19 protein-coding genes are annotated in these 21,521 nt (G+C 61.6%); 11 read left to right on the plus strand and 8 right to left on the minus strand.

What is annotated here, in order from left to right; genetic code table 11:
• Window positions 1–67: 67 nt before the first annotated feature.
• Entirely contained in the window at window positions 68–1,315 is a 1,248-nt protein-coding gene (locus AB6802_RS25120) for a lytic murein transglycosylase (protein ID WP_371012883.1), read from the minus strand.
• A gap of 77 nt (window positions 1,316–1,392) precedes the next feature.
• Between AB6802_RS25120 and AB6802_RS25125 the strand changes: the two genes are divergently transcribed.
• Together AB6802_RS25125 and AB6802_RS25130 are read left to right on the plus strand one after the other, a co-directional pair.
• A complete protein-coding gene (locus AB6802_RS25125) occupies window positions 1,393–2,907 on the plus strand; it encodes a toll/interleukin-1 receptor domain-containing protein (protein ID WP_371012884.1) in 1,515 nt (504 codons plus the stop codon).
• A 4-nt stretch (window positions 2,908–2,911) separates the two neighbouring features.
• The gene (locus AB6802_RS25130) at window positions 2,912–5,749 is read left to right on the plus strand and encodes an AAA family ATPase (protein ID WP_371012885.1); all 2,838 of its coding nucleotides are present in this window, start codon (window positions 2,912–2,914) and stop codon (window positions 5,747–5,749) included.
• Window positions 5,750–6,599: 850 nt separating this feature from the next.
• On the opposite strand, the gene AB6802_RS25135 is transcribed toward AB6802_RS25130, so the two are convergent.
• Complete coding sequence (locus tag AB6802_RS25135) at window positions 6,600–6,761, minus strand: hypothetical protein (RefSeq protein WP_371012886.1); 162 nt, start codon at window positions 6,759–6,761, stop codon at window positions 6,600–6,602.
• 478 nt (window positions 6,762–7,239) lie between these two features.
• Between AB6802_RS25135 and AB6802_RS25140 the strand changes: the two genes are divergently transcribed.
• The 5 genes from AB6802_RS25140 (at window position 7,240) to AB6802_RS25160 (ending at window position 11,839) form a co-directional block, all read left to right on the plus strand.
• Window positions 7,240–7,455, plus strand: a complete 216-nt coding sequence (locus AB6802_RS25140; protein WP_371012887.1) for a hypothetical protein — start codon at window positions 7,240–7,242, stop codon at window positions 7,453–7,455.
• Between the two features lie 557 nt (window positions 7,456–8,012).
• Entirely contained in the window at window positions 8,013–9,176 is a 1,164-nt protein-coding gene (locus AB6802_RS25145; protein WP_371012888.1) for an HlyD family secretion protein, read from the plus strand.
• Window positions 9,173–10,777, plus strand: coding sequence for a DHA2 family efflux MFS transporter permease subunit (locus tag AB6802_RS25150; protein WP_371012889.1), 1,605 nt, complete (start codon window positions 9,173–9,175; stop codon window positions 10,775–10,777). The genes AB6802_RS25145 and AB6802_RS25150 overlap by 4 nt, the downstream gene beginning before the upstream one ends.
• A 127-nt stretch (window positions 10,778–10,904) precedes the next feature.
• Window positions 10,905–11,177: a hypothetical protein gene (locus AB6802_RS25155; protein WP_371012890.1), complete on the plus strand. Its 273-nt coding sequence runs from the start codon at window positions 10,905–10,907 to the stop codon at window positions 11,175–11,177.
• A 230-nt stretch (window positions 11,178–11,407) separates the two neighbouring features.
• The gene (locus AB6802_RS25160; protein ID WP_371012891.1) at window positions 11,408–11,839 is read left to right on the plus strand and encodes a cupin domain-containing protein; all 432 of its coding nucleotides are present in this window, start codon (window positions 11,408–11,410) and stop codon (window positions 11,837–11,839) included.
• Window positions 11,840–11,890: 51 nt separating this feature from the next.
• On the opposite strand, the gene AB6802_RS25165 is transcribed toward AB6802_RS25160, so the two are convergent.
• Window positions 11,891–12,346, minus strand: a complete 456-nt coding sequence (locus tag AB6802_RS25165) for a carboxymuconolactone decarboxylase family protein (RefSeq protein ID WP_371012892.1) — start codon at window positions 12,344–12,346, stop codon at window positions 11,891–11,893.
• Window positions 12,347–12,370: 24 nt separating this feature from the next.
• Window positions 12,371–12,799 carry an SRPBCC domain-containing protein gene (locus tag AB6802_RS25170; protein ID WP_371012893.1) on the minus strand — a complete coding sequence of 143 codons (429 nt, stop codon included), beginning with the start codon at window positions 12,797–12,799 and terminating at the stop codon, window positions 12,371–12,373.
• Window positions 12,800–12,995: 196 nt separating this feature from the next.
• On the opposite strand from AB6802_RS25170, the gene AB6802_RS25175 reads away from it, so the two are divergent.
• From AB6802_RS25175 to AB6802_RS25185, 3 genes are all read left to right on the plus strand, one after another.
• Window positions 12,996–13,754, plus strand: coding sequence for a copper homeostasis protein CutC (locus AB6802_RS25175; RefSeq protein WP_371012894.1), 759 nt, complete (start codon window positions 12,996–12,998; stop codon window positions 13,752–13,754).
• On the plus strand, window positions 13,754–14,263 hold the full coding sequence (locus AB6802_RS25180; protein WP_371012895.1) for a GNAT family N-acetyltransferase: 510 nt from the start codon (window positions 13,754–13,756) through the stop codon (window positions 14,261–14,263). The genes AB6802_RS25175 and AB6802_RS25180 overlap by 1 nt, the downstream gene beginning before the upstream one ends.
• A gap of 72 nt (window positions 14,264–14,335) precedes the next feature.
• Entirely contained in the window at window positions 14,336–14,824 is a 489-nt protein-coding gene (locus AB6802_RS25185) for an SRPBCC family protein (RefSeq protein ID WP_371012896.1), read from the plus strand.
• Here the strand turns inward: AB6802_RS25185 and AB6802_RS25190 are convergent, their stop codons facing one another.
• The 4 genes from AB6802_RS25190 to AB6802_RS25205 all read right to left on the minus strand — a co-directional run bounded on the left by AB6802_RS25190 (window position 14,825) and on the right by AB6802_RS25205 (window position 20,082).
• Window positions 14,825–15,847 carry an acyltransferase family protein gene (locus tag AB6802_RS25190; RefSeq protein WP_371012897.1) on the minus strand — a complete coding sequence of 341 codons (1,023 nt, stop codon included), beginning with the start codon at window positions 15,845–15,847 and terminating at the stop codon, window positions 14,825–14,827.
• Between the two features lie 382 nt (window positions 15,848–16,229).
• Entirely contained in the window at window positions 16,230–17,027 is a 798-nt protein-coding gene (locus AB6802_RS25195) for a xanthine dehydrogenase family protein subunit M (protein WP_371012898.1), read from the minus strand.
• Between the two features lie 111 nt (window positions 17,028–17,138).
• A complete protein-coding gene (locus AB6802_RS25200; RefSeq protein WP_371012899.1) occupies window positions 17,139–19,487 on the minus strand; it encodes a xanthine dehydrogenase family protein molybdopterin-binding subunit in 2,349 nt (782 codons plus the stop codon).
• Between the two features lie 94 nt (window positions 19,488–19,581).
• The gene (locus AB6802_RS25205; protein ID WP_371012900.1) at window positions 19,582–20,082 is read right to left on the minus strand and encodes a (2Fe-2S)-binding protein; all 501 of its coding nucleotides are present in this window, start codon (window positions 20,080–20,082) and stop codon (window positions 19,582–19,584) included.
• Window positions 20,083–20,335: 253 nt separating this feature from the next.
• On the opposite strand from AB6802_RS25205, the gene AB6802_RS25210 reads away from it, so the two are divergent.
• Window positions 20,336–21,520, plus strand: a complete 1,185-nt coding sequence (locus tag AB6802_RS25210; protein ID WP_371012901.1) for an FIST N-terminal domain-containing protein — start codon at window positions 20,336–20,338, stop codon at window positions 21,518–21,520.
• Window position 21,521: the final 1 nt, after the last annotated feature.

The following is a 21,521-nucleotide window of genomic DNA, read 5'->3' on the forward strand; positions in this document are numbered from 1 at the left end:
TTATTGCTGCGCGCCGCTCGGCCTTCTGCGCCAAAGCGCGGGTGACGCAGTCGACAATTCAACACGATCATTGCACGGCAACATCAAGCTTCTCGAGGAATTGCAGGGTCGGAAATCCGTCCGGGATCATGCCCAGCTTCGCCTGCATGTCGCGGATGGCATCCCGAAGATCGAAGTCGATATGCCCCTGGAATTCGCGAACGGGATAACCCAGTTCAGCAAGCTTGTGCTGCAGGGCGATGCGTTGGGTGCGTGAGAGCTGCACGTCATCGGCGGGCCAGGCCGCGTGAAATGCGCCTAGTCCTTCGATCCGGTTTGCGAGCTGCCCGACCGCCAGCGCGTAGAGGTCGGAATTGTTGTAGCGCTTGAGCACCAGGAAGTTGTCGGTGACCAGAAATGCCGGCCCTGTCGCGCCACTCGGGAAGAACAGGATTGCAACGCCGTCGCCGGACATTGCCCCGCCGTCGGCGCGCTTCAGCCCGAGGCCGGCCCACTGCGCAAACGTCCCGCGGCTCTGCCGATAGTCGAACTGTCCAGGAACGGTAACTTCATATCCCCAAACGAGGCCCCGCTTCCAACCCATGTGCTGAAGGAAGTTGGCCGTCGAGCCGAGGGTGTCGGGAACATTGTTCCAGATATCGCGGCGGTCGTCGCCTGAAAGGTCAACGGCATAATCCAGGAACGCGCTCGGCATGAACTGGGGTTGGCCCATCGCCCCCGCCCAGGAGCCCTTCATGTTCTGCCGCTGGATGCCGCCGGCCTGGATAATCTGGAGCGCCAGCAAAAGCTCGTTGCGAAAATAGGGCGCGCGATAGCCCGCGGCAGCGAGCGTGGCGATGGATCGCACGACGTCCCATCGCAGTGCCGCCGCGCCATAATTGCTCTCGATGCCCCACACGGCAAGCAGCGTCCAGCGGTCCACGGCAAACCGCGTCTCGATGCGACCGAGAAGTTCCGCCTGCCGCGACGCCTCCGCGCTACCCACATCTGCCCTCGCCTTCGAAGCTACCGATCCGATGTATTTGCCGGCCGGCAGCCCGTATTCAGGTTGCTTGTCGATGAGCTCGATCACCTTCGGGTCCGGGACAACCCCGGAGAACGCCTGCTCAAAGGTGCTCCGGGTGACACCCTTCGCCTCGGCGTCCGGCCAAAGCTGAGCGAGGAATGTCGCGAACTTCGATCGCGACGGCACGACTGTTCCGCCTTCCCCGGCGGCCGCTTCCAGACTGAAGAACGATACAAGGACAAACAAAACTGTTTGCGGTATTATTGTTAAACTTGCCCCCATTCTTCTCCCACTCTTGATCGCTTGCATCTACTTGACGCTTCCCTGGTCCTAAGCGTAGGTTTATACTTCTAGCCGAATGGGTCAATCGGGATGGGCGGGACTCGATGTCGGACAGTCAAACTCAAATATTCATGTCCTACGCGCGCAGGGATGATGAGGCGCCTCCAGAGAGGCCAGATAAACCAGGCTTCGTCACTGCACTCTACAAATCGTTGAACTTTGACCTGCGCAACAAGTACGCCGAGGACGAGGATATAAAGATATGGCGCGACACCAGGGAAGTCGCGCACGGCGATCAGTTCGACCAGGTCATCGCAGACGCGATTTCGCGATCTTCGGTCTTCCTGGCAATCCTTTCGCCGAACTGGATGAAGAGCGAATACTGCCGAAAGGAGTTGAAGGCTTTCGCCGACCGATGGAAGTACGAAGGCGACAATCTCCGACATCGGATAGTCGTCGTGGGAAAGGGGTTCGTCGCGGAAGACCGCCGACCGTCCCTGCTCATGGGACAAACGGGCTATATGTTCTACGCTCGCGGCGAGACGGAAGATGACGAGGAGGAATTCTTCGTTCGGGGCGACTACGACCAGCGCTACTTCGGTCGGGTCCGCGAACTGACCAAGAGATTACGTCTGCTTGGCAGGCGGCAAAACGACCAAGAGCCGCAGGGGGCGCGGCCGGCCACGCTGACGAAGAACGTCAAGGCGATCTATGTGGCCAAGCCGGCCGCGGACATGCGCGTCGCGTATGACCGGATGGTCACCGAACTGACCGAGGCCGGTCACACGGTCGTCCCCGACCCACTTCAAGAGATTCCAAACGACTCCACGGCAACTGCATTCGTGGAGGACGCGCTTGCCAGCGCCGACATGTCCATCCACCTGCTGGGAGAAAAGCGGGGATTTCAGCCGGACGACAGCGAGCCGATCGTCAAACTTCAGCTGGCCTGCGCCGCCGCCAGATCAGCAGCTGCCGCCGATGGCGGTGAAGGATCCCGATTCAAGCGTCTTGTCTGGGCGCCCAAAATTATGGACACGCCAAACACGGAGCCCCGCAATCCGATCGAAGTGCTCGGGAGATTCGACAGTTTCCTCTCCTCGGACACCGTCGACGGCGATACGCTGAGCAAGTTCGTCGAGCTCGTCAAGCAGAGGCTGTCAAAGGCAGCCACGCCAAACCGAGCCAGCGACACCAAGCAGGCTGGCGGGCAGGTCTACGCATATTACAAGCCCGAGGATCAGGAGGCTTTCTACGACTTTGCCAGGCTCCTGAAGGCCAGGGACGTCTCCCTGCACTGGCTGGCCCTGGACAATTCCGATCCGGAACAGGCCCATATGCACCGCAAATATCTGCGCGACTGCGATTCAGCCATCGTATATTGGGCATCCGGCTCGGACACCTGGGTCAAGATGATGTCGAACGAGCTGGGGGACTGGAAGCAGCTGGGGCGCGCGAGAGCTTTTACTCGTCGCGGCGTGGTGGCCGGGCCGCCCCCCGGCAGGCCGAAAGAGATGTTTGCTGATCTGGTCTCGAAAGACGAGATTGACGTCGTTCTCGATCTGAACTCGCGGCCGAACCTGCAGCCAGACGATCTCAATCCGCTGATCGCCATCCAATAGAGCAATGGCAGCGGCGGGAGTATTTGTCCTTTCCAACGACCAGCCTTTTCCAGGCCTTCGGCCCTTCGGTCCGCTTGACAGGCCCTTCTTCTTCGGCCGCGATGCGCAAATATCCGCGCTCTACAGGCTGCTCAACCTCAGCCGGTTCGTCGCCGTCATCGGCAATTCGGGGAGCGGGAAATCCTCGCTGGTGCGCGCCGGGCTGCTGCCGCTTCTGGCCGAAGAGACCGATCAGAGCGGCAGCCCGCTGTGGCCTTGGGTCGGCATGCGGCCGGCCGGCATGCCGCTGCAAGCGCTGACCCGCGCCCTCTTACGCCTGTCCGAAAAATTGTCGACCACCGACGATCCGGCCATCGCGGCGACGCGCGCCGAGCTTATCGCCTATCATTTGCGCGCGTCGAGCTACGGCGTCGCCAAGGCGGTCGGCGAGATGGATCAGACCGAGGGCAAGTCGATCGTACTGCTGGTCGACCAGTTCGAGGAGATCTTCCGCTTCGCAAGCGCCGGAGCAGCCAGCGGGCTGGCGCCCGAGGGGGAAGCCAGGCAGCGTGACGAGGCGGCGCATTTCGTCCAGCTCCTGCTGGAAGCGAGCCGCAGCCCGACGACGCGGATCCACATAATCCTGACCATGCGTTCCGACTTCATCGGCGATTGCGCACGCTTTCAAGGTCTGCCCGAGGCGGTGAGCGCGGCGCAATTCCTGGTGCCATCCCTTACGCGTGATCAACGGAGCGAAGTGATAACCAGACCTGTCGCGGCCGCCGGAGCGACGATCGAGGCGTCACTCGTCGAGCAGTTGTTGAACGACAGCGGCGACGAGCAGAACCAGTTGCCTGTTCTGCAGCACTGCCTTCTGCGGCTTTGGGAACGCACAAGAGCCCCGCATTCCGATGAGAGCGCGCCAGACACGCAGCCGTCCGTCGGCCACATCGCGCTCGTGGATTACGAGCAGGTTCACGGCATGGCGGGCGCGCTGTCGCAGCATGCCGACGAAATCCTGAGCAAGGAATTGCCAGGCATGGAGCCGCTTGTCGCACGCGTGTTCCGGGCTTTGTCGGAACTCGACCGGGACGGCCGCGCGACGCGCAGGGTACTATCTTTCCGGCAATTGGAGGCGGAAACGGCGATAGACGGCGATACGCTGCGCGGCATACTCGACCGCTTCAGAGCCGACGACTGCTCCTTCCTGACGCCCTCGCCGGCTGAAACCGCGACGCTTGAGCCCGAAACCCGGATCGATGTCGGTCATGAGGCACTGCTGCGGCACTGGGAGCGTGTCAGCGGAGTGCAAGGCGCGACCGGCGAGCGCGGTGACGCAAGGCCGATCGGCTGGCTCAGGGAGGAATATCGCGACGGCCAGCGCTACCGGGCACTTCTTGCGATTGCCAGTGACGACGATACGAAACACGCGTTGCTGTCCTCCGACCAGGTCGATCGCTACTGGAATTGGTGGAATGAAAGTCCGCGCCCCGCCGCCTGGGCCAAACGCCACGGCGGAGGTCACGAGCGCGTCGAACAATTTCTTGAGGACAGCAGGACTGCCGCCGAAAGGCTGAAACAGAAGCAGAAGGAGGAAGAGAAAAGCCGACGTCGTGGTCGATTGGCAACTATCGCCGCGATCGGCATGGGCACATTGCTTGTTTTTATGGGCGTTGGCGCTGTTGTCATTTCCCAGCAGAAGGAGCAGGCAAGGCAGAACGCCATGGTCGCGCTGCTGCAATCTCTTGGCAAGGCGGCGAGATCGGTCCGCGATAGCCTCAACCGTGGCGACATATCTGTGACCGGGGCGAAGGATGTGATCGCTTGGAGTGAAGCGATTATGAACGAGGTTCCTGACGGAAAGCAGGAAGTCGATAGCGTAAAGTCAGATATCCTTTCTGTAAATTCTGATATTTCAGTCGTAATAGGAGATTACTATGAGGCTTTTAATCAAGCCAATTCCGCTAATAAACTCGCAATGCGATTAGTTAATTTTTATCCACAAAGAAATGATTGGCAATTACTTTCATACAACAGCTTATTTCGATTGGCCGACGCACGACTGTCAATCAAAATTAACCCAGAGAACATTTCGCTTTCTCTGGCAGACTATCGCGCAGCACAGACGGTTGCTGAAAAGCTGGTTGCCGCAACCCCGGAGCAAGGTGATCGCCTGTTCGAGCTTGCCTTCATCCACAACAAGATCGGCGAAACGCTGCAATATCAGAAAGATATCAAAGGCGCCCTAGCTCAATTCCGCACCGCGCTCGAGATCGCAAAAAAATCAGCGGCGGTCGATACACGCAATATCACTTGGCAGGCCTATGTGCCGTCGACGGTGATCAAGATGGCGAATGCCTTAACCTATGAATCCCCACCGGACATGGACGGCGCAATTGCCACCTATTCCGAGGCGATCTCGATGCAGGAGGACTTGCTGAAGCAGGCTCCCAACAACAATGTCGTGCAGTCCAATTTGGCCAACGGTCATCGTGCCAAGGGGGATGTCCTGGTCACAAGATGGAGCCAACGACGCGACCCGCACGATCTCGATGACGCGATGAAGGAATTTTCCGCCGCGATTTCGATGCTCGAAGAGCTCTCGGAAGAGGACAGAGAAAATGCTACCTGGCTGACTAATCTCGGGCCTAGCTACTCCCATCTTGGCAGCGCCTACGAAAAAGCGAAGGATTTTCCCAGCGCCCTGGCCCAGTTTCAGAAGGAACTGACGGTTCGACAGAAGCTTGCCAAGAAGGATCCGACCAACGAGCGCTGGCAGAAGAACCTCGAAAACGCCCGGCGCAAAGTTGACCAATTGACCAAACAGGTGGCTTCGCAGCCTCAGCCGTCTCCGCAACCGTGACCAACAGACCTGACCCCACCGTCGGCGCGCTCCGGCAATTGGCCTACCCTCTGGCCGCAGGAAAGCTTCCGAAATCTTCCGTTAAACTTGCTGACCTGTTTCGTCCGCTCGGCATTCCGGCCGAACCCTTGGACGCGGACGGCGCAGTACAGGTCCGGCAAGACGCGGACGTGAAGCACCCGCAGCCATTCAACGACCAGGAACCTTTGCGGGAAAACTCCTTTGAAATGCCTGGCGGGCGCCGATTGCTGGGGCGATTGCCTTGGACGAAATCCGAAAGACCCGAGCACCCGCCCCCGCCGGGAGGCAGCGAGCCATTCTCCCACCGGGTGGAAATTTCAACCGTGCCAGGCCGGCCACGCGGGCCCTCGCAACCATCAAAGGGCCGAGCAGATCTAAGCTGCAGGTCGCTTTAAAGGCTGGACGGCACGAACCATGGACTGGAGCCATAGCCCAACTGCGGCTCCGCCATATTTTCGGAAGCGTCCGACGGTAGCGCAACTGTGCCGGTCGATTTGCAGTCCAGCTTTGGTTTCGGCTTGCTTGCCTTGAGATGGCTTGCAGAGCACGCGTCTGCAGCCTGCGCGACGGTTGCCTTCTTCTCTTTCGCAACGGCAGCGCCAGTGACGGCCAGCACGATTGCTGCACCAAAGATAACGAGTCTCATGAAAACGCCCTCACCCTGCACATCCGAAATGAACGTGCCATGCTTACGTTACGGCAACCATGATAAGCCAGCAAAGTACCCTGGACTTATGCGCGGCGCTTTGGGACGTCAGTCGGTCTTAATCCAAACAAGTGGAGGCCGCCACCTTTCAGCGGCGGGCCAATGGTCAACGTGGATTGACTGTCAGTTCATCGGCGGATGCGTTTTACCTAAGAGCCTCGGCGAGACTTCCTCGATACGGCCAACGCCCTGCACAAACGTATCGGGGAAGATGACCCGTTCGCCTATCTCGCTCAAAGCCCGCCCCACCAGCACTCCCTGCGAGGCAAGATCGTCAGGCCACATGACGTGCACTCCGGCTATGTCCGGGCACGGCTCCTCGTCGCCCCAGGCTCATCGTCGCCAGTGTCCTCAAGGTCGCAATCCACTTTCATCATGTCGCGCACGGGTGATCGTCCGGGCGCTTCTCGACCGATAGCGGCCAGGTGCGAGCGTTGATGTCCGCAGGGATGCCGTAGGGCTCCGTGATCCCAGTCGGTGGATCAATCGTTGGCGTTGGGTTGGTATGGATCGCTCATCGTTTTCTGTAAACTCGTACGTCGGATCGATCGCATCTTCTTCGATGTGATTGTCCTGAATAATAACCGGATATATCTTCTGCGCTCTGTACCTTTCGGGACCATGTCCGACGGGGAATTCACAAGAACAAAGGCCGCCACTTGCACAAATAATAACTTTAGGAGATGCTGATATAAGCGCTGGTGGGCCGGAGTTGAACAGAAGCGGACGCTTGTGCGCACAATTTCAACAAGGGGGAACAATCATGCAAAATCGAAAATCGCTGCAACTAGCGCTTTTGGCTTGTATATCGCTCTTCGTCACCGACGCCGCTTTGGCGAAAGATGCTACCAAGACACCCTGCAGGGCGGATGCGGTGCGAGTGTGCCACATGGCCAATGAAATTAAGGCGCAAGGCTGCCTTAAACAGCACCTCAGCGAAGTCACACCGGCTTGTAAGGCCTTTCTCACCAAGAAATGAAACCGCAGCCGCTGCCGGCTTTGCAGCAGCCGGAATCCCTGCGTCTCAGGCGGCGGGTGGAATGTTCGCGCGCGAGGGCTGGGACGCGGCTTTCCTGACGATCAAGAACCCACACCGGAGGAGGACAATGCGGCTGGCGTTTGGATGTACGCCAACAGTGCCGCTGTCGCTGCATGCTGTGCTGGCCGATCGATGCGGCGCCAAGAAACTGTCTCTTCCTGGCATTGGTGGACGATGTCCGACAACATTCTCCCCGAACAGAAGAGACCCAAGCTGATCGTGGTTAGCTTAACCGCGGCAGACCCAGCCTGACTATGGGTGCCTTCACTGGGATTGGCCTCGCCAGCGGGTTTGGAGATGGCGGCGAGGCGATTTCATCGGAATGATCGCCACGCTTGTGACAGCCAGCCTTGCGGCTTGGTTGCTGCTCATCTGCTCGCCGCGCGCGGATTATGCAGAATGTGGCACGGAAGCTGCGGCAGCTAGCACCAGGAACCTTTGTGGGAAGCGTCCGTTGATTTGCCTGCGGGGCAGTAAAGACTGCTGGGACGATTGCCTTGGACGCTAAATCCGACAAACCGGAACGCAAGATCGAATCCGACGAGCATGAGCGCGGGGCACCCGACCGGGCGCCCGATAGCGGTGAGCAGCCGGATCAGAGCGCTGACGCTGACGAAAAAGGTGCCGGCGAAAGCAGACTTGGTATCGTCAGGCGCCACCCCATCGCCACCGGTGCCGTCGCTGTCGTGCTTTTGGCCGCCATCGCCGGCGGCGTGGTCTGGTGGCTCGATGCGCGCCAGTATGAATGGACCGACGATGCCTTCATCGACGCGCGCACCGTAACGGTGGGCGCCGAAATTTCCGGCCGCATCACCGACGTCGCCGTCACCGATAACCAGCCTGTAGAGGCGGGCGCTGTCCTGCTTCGCATCGATGACAGCGACTACCAGGCTTCGCTGAAACAGGCAGAGGCCGGCGTGGCGGTGGCGCAGGCCGGGATCGCCAACGTCCAGGCGCAGACCGAGGCGCAGAATGCCAAGATCGATGCCGCGCAGAAGCAGGTCGCGCAGGCGCAGGCCGCGCTCGAATTCGCCAAAGCCGAGGACCAGCGCAACCGCGAGCTGCTGGCCAAGGGCACAGCGACACAGCAGCAGGCCGATCAGGCCGCATCGACCTTGCGCCAGGACCAGGCCGCCCTCGACACCGCCTCGGCCAATGTCGAGGCGGCAAAAAGCCAGCTCACCGTGTTGGCGGCGCAGACAAAAAGCGCTCGAGCGCAATTGCAACAGGCGCAGGCCACCGATGATCAGGCGAAGACAACGCTTACGCGCACCACCCTCGTGGCTCCGGTTGCAGGGCATGCGACCAGTATCAGCGCAGCCAAAGGCACCTATGCGCAGCCCGGCCAGGTCCTGATGATGTTCGTGCCCAAGGATGTCTGGGTGAGTGCGAACTTCAAGGAGACGCAGCTGGACCTGATGCGGCCTGGACAGCCGGTCGACATCACCATCGACGCCTATCCCGAAAAGACCTTCCACGGCCATATCGACAGCGTTCAGGCCGGCAGCGGCACCGCCTTCAGCCTGCTTCCGGCCGAGAACGCCACCGGCAATTTCGTCAAGGTGGTGCAGCGCGTGCCGGTGAAAATCGTGTTCGACCCGCCGCCCGATGTCTATCTCGGCCCCGGCATGTCGGTGGTGCCGTCGGTCAAGGTAAGATGAGCGATGCCGCAGCAACCCGGGGTAACGAAAGCCGGTCGGCGGCCGGCGACCGCAATCCCTGGCTCATCGCGATCGTCGTCTCCATCGCTACCTTCATGCTGGTGCTCGACACCTCGATCGCCAATGTCGCGCTGCGCAATATCGCGGGCAGCCTGGCGGCGGGGATGGACGAAAGCACCTGGGTGATAACCACCTATCTCGTCGCCAACTCCATCATCATCCCGGTCAGCGGCTGGCTGACCGGCGTCATCGGCCGCAAGCGCTACTACATGATCTGCGTGGCGACCTTCACGCTGGCGTCGTTGTTGTGCGGCCTGGCGCCCAACCTTCCGACGCTGATCGCCTTCCGCATTCTGCAAGGGCTCGGCGGTGGCGGCATGGCGCCGAGCGAGCAATCGATCCTGGCCGACACGTTTCCGCCCGAGAAGCGTTCCCAGGCCTTCGCGCTTTATGGCATCGCCGTCATCGTCGCGCCGACCGTCGGGCCTACTCTCGGCGGCTGGCTCACCGACAATTTCTCCTGGCATTGGATCTTCTTCATCAACGTGCCGTTCGGCATCCTGTCGCTGACGCTTGTGCAGTGGCTGGTGGTCGAGCCCGAGATCCTCGAACGCGAACGCCGGGAGCGGTTGCGCAGAGGCCTGAAGGTCGACTGGATCGGCTTCATCCTGGTGGCGCTGGCGCTCGGCTGTCTCGAGGTCTTTCTCGACGAAGGCCAGCGCAATGACTGGTTCTCGTCGACCTTCATCATCACCTTCGCCGTGATCTCGGCTGTATCCTTCCTCCTGCTGGTTCCCTGGGAATGGACCCGGCGCGAACCTATTGTCGACATCAGGCTGCTCTTCACGCGGCAGTTCGGCATGTCGTTCGTGGTCATGATGGCCGTCGGCGCGGTGCTGTTCAGCACCACACAGTTGCTGCCGCAGTTGCAGCAGACGACCTTCGCCTACACGGCCACGCTGTCCGGCCTGTCGATGATGCCCGGCGGCATCGCCATGTTGTTGTTGATGCCGGTCTCGGGCTTTGCCGGCAGCGTGGTTCAGCCGCGTTATCTCATCATGATGGGCATGTCGGTCGTTGCGGTGGCGCTGTGGCACATGACCTCGCTGACGCCCGACGCAAGCTTCAGCTTCTTCGCCTATGCCCGCGTCTTCCTGATGATCGGCCTGCCGCTCCTGTTCATTCCGATTTCAACCGCTGCCTATGTCGGCCTGCCGCCGCAAAAGACCGACCAGGCCTCATCGCTGATCAATGTCGCCCGCAATATCGGCGGCAGCATCGGCGTGTCGTTGTCCAACACTGTCATCGCCCAGAACGCCCAGCTCCACCAATCGGTACTGGTCGGCCACACCGCGCAATCGAGCGAAGCCTATCAACAGACGCTTCGCCAGGTGACCGACCATTTCGTCGCCGAAGGTTCGCCGCTGGTGCAAGCGCGCCAGCAGGCCGTTGGCTGGATCGGTGAAGAGATCGGCAGACAGGCTTCGTTGCTCGCCTATGTCGATGTCTTCTTTTATTGCGCAATAGCGACAGCGCTGCTTGTGCCATTGGCCCTGTTGCTGCGCTCACCAAAGCCGGGGCGCAGCCAAACGATAGGATAGACAGTCCTGCGACAAAATACGGTTTCAAGGTAACGACAAAGTGTCCGCCGCCGGCGCGGCCTGGCATGATGGAACTTCAGTCCGGTGTTAGCTTCCCTCCCGGGGGGCTCGAACAACGGAGTTCGCAATGAAAGCCGCAGCACGTCTTCTTGGCTCTTTCGCCCTCGCGGGATTTGTCATCACCGGAGCTCTCGCGGCGACGGCGACCGCAACGACAACCCCCTCCGCGACAACCACCGCGGCGCCAACCACGAAGAAGCCTAAAACCGCCATGACGCCCGAAAAGACCGCGATCTCGAAACAATGCTCGACGCTGGCGGATCAAAAAAATCTTCACGGCAAGGATCGAGAGAAGTTCCGCTCGGCTTGCAAAAAGAACGGCGGCAAGGCCCCCAGCTGATCCGCAATCGCGCTGGATCGCCTCTTGGTATGATTCCCTGATCGCCGGCGCTCGGCGATACAGCGCGTCGGCCAGCCGAGGCGACAATGCAAATGCCGAGGCCCGGGCATGTCCGGGCCCTTCTCTTCCGGGCAAGGCTTTGGCGGTAACACGAGAAAATCAGCGCGTTGCAAAAGGATGGTTGCGCATCGATTTGCGTCAGGCGATGGTTCGGCAAACTGGAGGGACCCATGCGAAACATCTCGGCATCGATGCTGCTGCTGGTAGCCACCGTTTATGCGACCGCGGCCAATGCGCTGGACACAAGCAACACACCGGTCGTCGTCACTCCACTGGCATCGAAGACGACGACCGCTTCCGGCCAGCCGATCACGCTGCCGCAGAAGAATGTCGAGGTCCAGGTCTCGTCCTACCAGATCGCGCCCGGCGCAACCTTGCCGGTGCACAAGCACCCGTTCCCGCGTTACGCCTATGTCGAGCAAGGCACGCTCAGGGTCACCAATATCGAGACCGGCGCCAGCAACATCTACAAATCAGGCGACTTCATCATCGAGATGATCGGCCAATGGCACCAGGCTACCAACATCGGCGCCGATCCGGTCAAGCTTTTGGTGATCGACCAGGTCGAACAAGGCGCCAAGAACACCATTCTGAAGCAATGATAGCCGGCAAACAATTGTCAGCAGCCTGGAGGCAGACGGCCGACAATTCGTTCAGCCCCATGCGCCCACAGGCTGGCGGGTGGTGGCGTTCAGGCGGTTGAAGGCGTTGATCAGCGCGATCTGGATCACCAGCGCGGCCAGCGCCTTGTCGTCATAGTGGCGGGCGGCCTCGTCCCAGACATCGTCCGGCACAGCATCCGAACGGTCGGCCAGGCGCGTCGCGGCTTCTGCCAGCGCGAGCGCCGCGCGCTCGGGCGCGGTGAAGTATGGCGTCTCGCGCCAGGCCGCCACCGCGAAGATCCGCTCGTCTTTCTCGCCGGCTTTCTTCAACTCCCGCGCATGCATGTCGACGCAAACACTGCAGGCGTTGATCTGGCTGGCGCGCAGATGGATGAGCTTGCGCGTGACATAGGGCACCTCGCCGGCCTCGGTCGACTTGTCCAGCGCCAGCAGCGCTTGCAGCGCGCCCGGCATCAGCATCACCGGGTTCTTCAATCTTGCTTCCATGGTCCGTCTCCTTTTGGTCCGGTGTCAGCCTTGCCCTGCGGCCACTCGCTCGAGCTGCTCGAGTATGCGCGGCCATCCATTGCCCATGCCGACATACCCAGGCTCGTCGACGGGCCGGAATCCCGACTGCTCCATCCGCACCCGGGTCGCAGCGCCTTCGGGCGTAAGTGACCATGTGACCACGGTTTTCAGCCCGCTGTCAGATTCGCTCCCATCCCCCCAGCTGTAGGCCAGCAGGCGGGGGGCCTCGACCTTCAAGACGACGCAATTTGTCACGCCGGACCAGCCAGGCACCGGAGCCGCCCGGAAGCTGAAGCGGTGCCCGACCTGCGCCGCAAAATCATTGCGCATGAGCCACTCAGCGACCAGCTCCGGCACGGTCAGCGCCCGCCATATCTTTTCCGCCGGATGCGGTATTAGCCGTTCGACGACGATTGATTTGGTTTGCGTCATGGCTTGCTCCTCTTGTCGCGACCGCGCTCTGGCGCGCCATCGATAACCCTACAGCTATGGGATAACTCATAACTATTAGGTTATGAGACTGTCAAGCGGAGAATCGCGCGGCTGGTCCAAATAGAGGTAGCGTTCGTGCTTTCGCGCCTGGCATCTCAATGCTAGGGCTGGGCGACATCGTGAACTGGATTGCCCCTTGACCAAGAAATCTCATCCGCCGCTAATCGAAATCTGCGTCGAAGGCGTTGACGGGCTGCTTGCCGCGCAGGCCGCCGGCGCCGATCGCGTCGAGCTCTGCGCCAGCCTTGTCGAAGGCGGCATCACGCCGAGCCTGGGCACGGTGCGGGCATCGCTCGAGGGCGCGACCATCCCCTTCCATGTCATCGTGCGCCCGCGCGGCGGTGATTTTCTTTACAGCGAAGCCGAATATCGCTCGATGCTTGCCGACGTCGGCGCGCTTCGCGAGCTCGGGGTAGCCGGTGTTGTCGTCGGCTGCCTGACCGCCGACGGCGCCATCGACGAGGCGCGCATGAGCGCGCTCGTCCAGGCCGCCGGCCCGCTCAACGTCACCTGCCATCGCGCCTTCGACATGACGCGCGACCCGGCCGAGGCGCTCGAGGCGCTGATCCGCTGCAAGGTCGGCCGTGTGCTGACCAGCGGCCAGCGCGACACCGCGCTGGAAGGCGCGGAACTCCTGGCTGAGCTCGTGCGCCGCGCCGGCGATCGCATCATCATCCTCGGTTGCGGCGGCCTGGCGCCCGACAACATCGGCGAGGTGCGCAGGCTGACCGGATTGAGCGAGATGCATTTCGCCGCGCTTGCCGACATGCCGAGCGCCATGCGCTACCGCAACCCGCAGGTCGGCATGGGCGGCACCGATCTCGATCGCGAATACCGCAACACCGTGACCGACAGGGCGCTGGTGGCGGCAACGATCGCGGCCGCGAGGGCCTGATGGCTGAGACGATGGCCAAAGAACGACTGCCGATCGAGCGCGTCTCGCTTGCCGACGAGGCGGTCATCCTCGTGCTCAACAACCAACACGCGGCGGAACTGTCCTGGCTAGAAGCGGATCGTCTGTCGTTCCTCCTCAAGGAAGCCTTCTACGCGCGCCGCATCGGCGCGCTCGAAGCCTTCATCCTGTGCTTCGACCAGGACGCCCGCTATGACAGCCCGAATTTCCTCTGGTTCCGCGAGCGCTATTCGCGCTTCGTCTATGTCGATCGCGTCGTCGTCGCCGCCGAGGCGCGTGGCCGCGGCCATGCCCGTCGGCTGTATGAGGACCTGTTCGAAGAGGCGCGGCGCGCTGGCCACGCGACCCTCACCTGCGAGGTCAACGCCGATCCGCCCAATCCGACGTCGGATGCCTTCCACACCGCCCTTGGCTTCGGCGAAGTTGGCGAAGCCATCATCCATGGCGGCGAGAAATCGGTGCGCTACTGGGCCAAGCCGATCGCGGACTGAGCCGTGCCCTCGCCACTGGCCACGAAAACAAGCAAAAGCTAAAGTAAGTGCTCCTCTAGCCGGGAGCGCAGCATGCCGAGCAATGTCTTTCGCTTCGACGAAAGCTGGGAGATCCCCGAGGGAACACCTCAGGAAGTCTGGGATGTATTGTCGGACGCCCGGTTGCTGCCGCTGTGGTGGGGCGATGCCTATAAGGACATCGAGCCGCTCGACGAAAAGGGCAAAGGCGTGGTCGGCGCGCGCGCCAGGGCACGCGCTCGCGGCGCCCTGCCCTACGAGCTGAACTTCATTGTCGAGGCGGCCGAGCTCGAACCGGGTCGTCTGGTGGTGGTGAAGACTTTTGGCGATTTCGACGGGCTGTGGCGGGCCGAGCTGTCGCCGTCCGGATCAGGCACGCATGTCGATCTCGTCTGGCAGGTCACGGTCGAAAGGCCGGTCCTGAAATTCTTCGCCCCGCTGCTCAGGCCCGCCTTTGCCTGGAACCATCGCTGGACGACGCCGCGTGGCGAAGCCGGGCTTCGCCGCTATCTGGCCGCGCAGAAGGCGGCAGGAGCCACTTGATCACCAGTTGCGGTTCAGCCAGGCGCGCGCGGGCTTTTCGACGATGTAGTAGCTGCAAAGCGCGCAGGCAAAGACCGCGGCCAACATCGGGATCGCCGCGCTGCCCCGCTCATCGACGAATTTGTAGAAGGGCTGCTGCCACAGATAGAGCGAATAGGACCACAAGCCGAGCATCACCATCGGTCGCGACGACAGCAAACCGGTCAAATAGCCGCCCGCGAAATCGAGCGCGTTGACGGCGAGCGCCAGCAGCGGCACGGCGAGGATGTAATGCAGCGGCGTCGGCACCGGGTTGAGGAACAGCAGAACCCCGGCCACTGCCGCTAAAAGCGCGACATGCTGGCTCCTAAGGAATGCTGGCAGGTGGCCATCGGCCTTCAGCAGGCAGATCGAAGCCGACAGCAGGATCGATGCGATATGCACGTCGGTGCGCCAGTAGCTGTGCTCGTAATCCATGCCGAGCACCCAGTAGGAAATCGCGCCGTTGGCCATCGCCAGCAACGAAAGCGCCAGGAGAAGCCGCACGACATTCGCCCGCCCGGTTACCAGCACGCTGATCAGCGCCAGGATGATGTAGGCATGTTCCTCGACGCAAAGCGACCAGATATGGTCGAGCGCGCCGGCACGATTGATCAGAATGCCGGCATAGTTATAGGTGAATGTCAGCGCCGTCAGCGCCGCCTTCCATTTGAAGGCGATGAACGTTCCCGAAAGCCCGATCATGGCGGCGATCACGAACACCAGCAGCGCCGGATAGATGCGCGAGAAGCGGCGCTTGAAGAATTTTTTCAGCGGAAAACGCTCGATGAACAGGATCTCGCCCATCAAGCGGCCGCTGAGCACGAAGAAGAACTCGACGCCGAGCACGCCGAGATTGATGCCCGGCACCGGGAAGAAGTGGCCGATCAGCACCAGGGCGATCGACAGGCCGCGCCAGCCGTCCAGATAGCCGAGCCTCGCCCTGTGCGCGCTTTCGGCGGCCGACCTGGGAAGAACCATATGGGTCGCGGAGATCTCGGACATGCCGATCCTTTCGCACTGGAGACGCGAAAAGGCGCAAGCGGCAGCGAGCTGCTCGAACCCGGATCGCATTTCCCACCCGTCACCATATTGCAGTGCAATATCAATTTGTGCAAGTGCGAGATTTTGGAACTGACAGTTTCGTGAAAGCAGTTGGCAGGGTTTGCTCGAAACAAAGAGCTGCCTCCCACCGGGCGATGCCACCGACAATTGGGCGACTAGTCTGGAACGGTTCACCGTTTCGCGGTGAGGCTCTCTAAATTAGCTAGCCATTTTTTAGCCATTACTGATGAATAGCCGCTCGCACTTTCCTGAAATTGCTCCAAAGGGGGCAAAAAACAAAAGGGGCCAAGTGGCCCCCTTTTTACCGTCTGCCAGGATGCTGTCAGGCGTTGGCGGCGGCCACCGCGCGCTTGGCCATCACCGCGATCAGATTGGCCCGATAGTCAGCCGAGGCATGGAGGTCGCTCATCAGACCTTTTGCCGGTATTTTCAGGCCGTCGAGCGCCGAAGCGTCGAAAGTCCTGGACAGCGCGGCCTCGACCTCCCTCGAGCGGAAGACGCCATCTTCACCGGCGCCGGTAACAGCGGCTCTCACCCCATCCTTGCCCTTGGCCACGAACACGCCGACGATCGCGTAGCGTGACGCGGGGTTGCGGAATTTCTGGTAGGCCGCCTTGGCCGGCGCGGTGAAGGTCACCGCGGTGATGATCTCGCCATCCTTCAGCGCCGTCTCGAACAGACCCTTGAAGAACTTGTCCGCCGCGATCTCGCGCTTGTTGGTGATAACCGTTGCTCCGAGCGCCAGCAGTGCCGCCGGATAGTCGGCTGCCGGATCGTTGTTGGCGACGGAGCCACCGATCGTGCCCTTGTGGCGCACCGCCGGATCCCCGATCAAGGAAGCCATGTGGGCAAGCGCCGGGCAGGCCTTTTTCAGTTTTTCGTCGGCGGCGACATCGTAATGCGTCGTGGCCGCACCGATGGTGACGGTCTTGCCCGACACTTTGACGCCCTGCAGATCCTTCAGCCGCGAGACGTCGACCAAATCCGAAGGCGCCGCGAGCCGCGTCCTCATGGCCGGGATCAGCGTCATGCCGCCCGAGAGCAGCTTGGCGTCGCCGGTCTTCAATTGCCTGGCGGCATCGGCGAGGGAAGTGGCGCGATGATAATTGACTGCGTACATGTCTTTCTCCCTTCGGGAAAAAGCGAATAGTGAGTAGCGAATAGTGAGTAGGGAATGTCCCTTCGCACTGCGCTTTTCCCTATTCGCTACTCCCTATTCGCTATTCGCTGATCAATGCTTCGCGGCCTGGATCGCCGCCCACACCGTCGACGGCGATGCCGGCATGGCGATGTCGACGATGCCGAGCGCATCGGTGATGGCGTTGATGACCGCCGGCGGCGAGCCGATGGCACCGGCCTCGCCGCAGCCCTTGATGCCGAGCGGATTGCCGGGGCACGGCGTGTTCGACGTCGAGATCTTGAACGATGGCAGGTCGCCGGCGCGCGGCATGGTGTAATCCATGTAGCTTGCTGTCAGCAGCTGCCCGCTCGCATCGTAATGCGTGCCTTCGAGCAATGCCTGGCCGATGCCTTGCGCGATACCGCCATGCACCTGCCCTTCGACGATCATCGGATTGATGATGTTGCCGAAATCGTCCGCCGCGACGAACTGGACGATCTCGGTTGTTCCGGTTTCCGGATCGATCTCGACCTCGCAGATGTAGCAGCCGGCCGGAAAGGTGAAGTTGGACGGATCGTAGAAGGCGGTTTCCTTCAGGCCCGGCTCCATGCCTGCAGGCAAGTTATGCGCGGTGTAGGAGGCAAGCGCCACCTGGAACCACGGCAGGCTCTTGTCGGTGCCGGCGACCTTGACCTCGCCATTCTCGATGACGATGTCGCCCTCGTCCGCCTCTAGCAGATGCGCGGCGATCTTCTTGGCCTTGGCCTCGACCTTGTCGAGCGCCTTGACGATGGCCGACATGCCGACGGCGCCCGAGCGCGAGCCGTAGGTGCCCATGCCCATCTGCACCTTGTCGGTGTCGCCATGGACGATCGAGACAGAATCGATCGGCACGCCGAAGCGCTCCGTGACCAGTTGCGCGAAGGTCGTCTCATGGCCCTGGCCGTGGCTGTGCGAACCCGTCAGCACCTCGATCGTGCCGACGGCGTTGACGCGCACCTCGGCCGATTCCCAAAGCCCGACGCCGGCGCCGAGGGAGCCTACCGCCGACGACGGCGCGAGGCCGCAGGCTTCGATATAGTTGCTCATGCCGATGCCGCGCAGCTTGCCTCTCCTGGCAGCCTCCGCCTTGCGGCTGGCGAAGCCTGCATAGTCGGAGGCCTTCATCGCCGCGTCGAGCGAGGCGGCATAGTCGCCGGCGTCGTAGGCCAGTATCACCGGTGTCTGATGCGGGAACGAGGTGATGAAGTTCTTGCGCCGAAGCTCGGCCGGCGACACGCGAAGCTCGCGCGCGGCCGTCTCCATCGTGCGCTCCAGGAGATAGGTCGCTTCCGGCCGCCCTGCCCCGCGATAGGCGTCGACGGGCGCGGTGTTGGTGTAGACGGTGCGCACATTGGCGTGGATCGCCGGGATGTCGTACTGCCCCGACAGCAGCGTGGCGTAGAGATAGGTCGGCACGCAGGACGAGAACAGCGACATGTAGGCGCCAAGATTGGCTATTGTGTCGACCTTCAAGCCCGTGATGCGGTTGTTCTTGTCGAAGGCCATCTCGACCGTCGAGACATGGTCGCGGCCATGCGCGTCGGTGAGGAAACTTTCCGTGCGGTCGGCGACCCATTTGACCGGAACGCCGGTCTTCTTCGACGCCCACAGGCAGACGATCTCTTCCGGATAGATGTAGATTTTCGAGCCGAAGCCGCCGCCGACATCGGGCGCGATCACCCTGAGCTTGTTTTCCGGCGCGACATTGTAGAAGGCGCTCATCACCAGCCGCGCGACATGCGGGTTCTGCGACGTCGTCCAGCAGGTGTAATGGTCCTCCGCCTTGTCGTAATGGCCAAGCGCGGCGCGCGGCTCCATGGCGTTCGGCACCAGCCGGTTGTTGACGATCTTCATGCGCGTGACATGCGCGGCCGCCTTGATCGCCGCATCGGTTGCCTTGGCGTCGCCGATCTCCCAGTCGAAGATGAGGTTGTTCTCGGCCTCGGCATGGACCTGAGGCGCACCGGCTTGAAGCGCCTTTGTGGCCTCGACCACGGCCTTCAGTTCCTTATAGGTGATCTCGACCGCTTCTGCCGCGTCGCGTGCCTGGCCCTTGGTGTCGGCGACCACGATGACGACGGCGTCGCCGACATAGCGCACCTTGTCGACGGCCAGCGGCGACCAGGCGCCCATCTTCATCGGCGAGCCGTCCTTGGAATGGATCATCCAGCCGCAGATCAGATTGCCGATGCCGTCGGCCTTGAGCTCCTTGCCGGTGAGCACGCCGACGACGCCGGGCATGGCTTGCGCCTTCTTCACGTCGATCTTCTTGATCTGCGCATGCGCGTGCGGGCTGCGCACGAACACGGCATGCTTCATGCCGGGAACCACCATGTCGTCGACATAACGCCCGCCGCCGGTGATGAACCGCTTGTCTTCCTTGCGCGCCACGCGAGCGCCGACGCCTTCGATACCCATGGAAATTCCTCCCGAAATAGTGAGTAGGGAAGTAGTGAGCAGGATGAGCAGCCTTTTCAGACTGACTACCCACTACTGACTACTTACTCGGCCCTCAGGCCGCCTGTTTCGCTTTGCCCTTGGCCCCTTTCGACATCGTCTGCGATGCCGCCAGGATCGCCTTGACGATGTTGTGGTAGCCGGTGCAGCGGCAGATATTGCCTTCAAGTTCGGCGCGCACGGTCGCCTCGTCGAGGCCCTCGGGGTGACGCGATATCATGTCGGTCGCCGTCATGATCATGCCCGGCGTGCAGAAGCCGCATTGCAGCCCGTGATGCTCCTTGAAAGCCGCCTGCACCGGATGCAGCTCAGTGCCGTTGGACAGGCCTTCGATGGTGACGACGGTCGACCCCGAAGCCTGCACGGCAAGCATCGAGCAGGACTTCACCGCCCTGCCATCGACATGCACGACGCAGGCGCCGCATTGCGAGGTATCGCAGCCGACATGGGTTCCGGTAAGGCCAAGATGTTCCCTGAGGAAATGCACCAGCAGCGTTCGGTCCTCGGCGTTCCCGCTGACCCGCCTTCCGTTCACAGTCAACGACACGTCCGACATGCAACCTCCCTGGGTATCAACCTTGGTCATTGCCGATGCCGTGCTTGTGCTTCGGCAGTGCGTTATTAGGGTACCGTACAACGGGCAAAACAGCGCTGCCAGCGCTCCGCCCCTTGTACTTTCGGCCATCCTGAATGCTGTGCGGCACGGCGCAGGGCCATTGCCAAATCTGGCATTGGGGACAAAGATGCCCTTGACGCAAGGCGTGCCTGACATGCCCAAGAAAAGACACGCATAATGAGCGTGGGAGGAATTGCGGAGAAGGCAACTGGCCAGTTCGAGCACACGCTACGCATCAGGCCTTTCGGCGCTCACCACCGATGAGCCCGACCCGAACGCCTTTGCCCAGGCAATCGCCGCCGAAGCTGCAACAGTCGATGCCGGCTTCGCGCTTTTGTTCTTCTCACAAAGCCTCGTCGAGGCGGACGGTCTTTCGCGCGCGCTAAAACTGCATGCGCCTTCGCTTGCCTATGCCGGCTGCTCGACCGCCGGCGAAATCACGCCGCAAGGGCTGGAGGAAGGCCATATCGTTGCCCTGCTCCTGCCCTCGGCATCGTTCTCGATCGTCAGCACCATGGTCGAAAACCTGTCCTCGTCGGGCATGGACAGGATCACCGGCGAGGTCGCGGCGCTTCGGCGCCTGCTGCGTGGCCGCGTCGGCCACGATCGATCCAAGGGCATATTCGCGCTCTGCTTCATCGACGGGCTGTCCCACGCCGAGGAAGCGGTGACCTCGGCGATCCACTGGGGGCTGGACGACATTCCGCTGATTGGCGGCTCGGCTGGCGACGACCTGAAATTCGAGACGACCAGGTTGATCGCCAACGGCAAGGTCGCTTCCGACAGCGCCATCATCGTGCTGGTCGCGACCGAGATCCCCTTCCACGTCTTCAAGACCGACAATTTCATTCCGACCGACGAGAAACTCGTGGTGACGGCGTCCGATCCGGACCGTCGCATCGTGCGCGAGTTCAACGCCACCAACGCCGCGGAGGAATATGCGGCCTCCGTCGGCATCGTGCCGCAGACGCTGACGCCGCTGAGCTTTGCTTCCCACCCCGTCGTGGTGAAGGTCGGCGGCGAATATTACTGCCGCTCGATCCAGCGCATGCATCCCGACGGCTCGCTATCGTTTTTCTGCGCGATCGACGACGGCGTGGTTCTTTCCATCGCCCAACCGAAGAACATGGTCGAGGCGACGCGCGTCGCCCTTGCCGATGTCGAACGCAAGCTCGGCGGCATCGACATGATCCTCGGCTTCGACTGCGTGCTGCGCCGGCTCGACGCGCGCAACCGCCAGGTTTTCCGCGACATCTCCGAGCTCTATCGGACCAACAATGTCATCGGCTTCGGCACCTATGGCGAGCAATACCGCTCGATGCATCTCAACCAGACTTTCACCGGCATCGCCTTCGGCGAGCGCCAGGCGGCTGAGTAAT

This window comes from Mesorhizobium sp. RCC_202 (assembly GCF_041355295.1).
Taxonomy (GTDB): Bacteria; Pseudomonadota; Alphaproteobacteria; order Rhizobiales; family Rhizobiaceae; genus Mesorhizobium.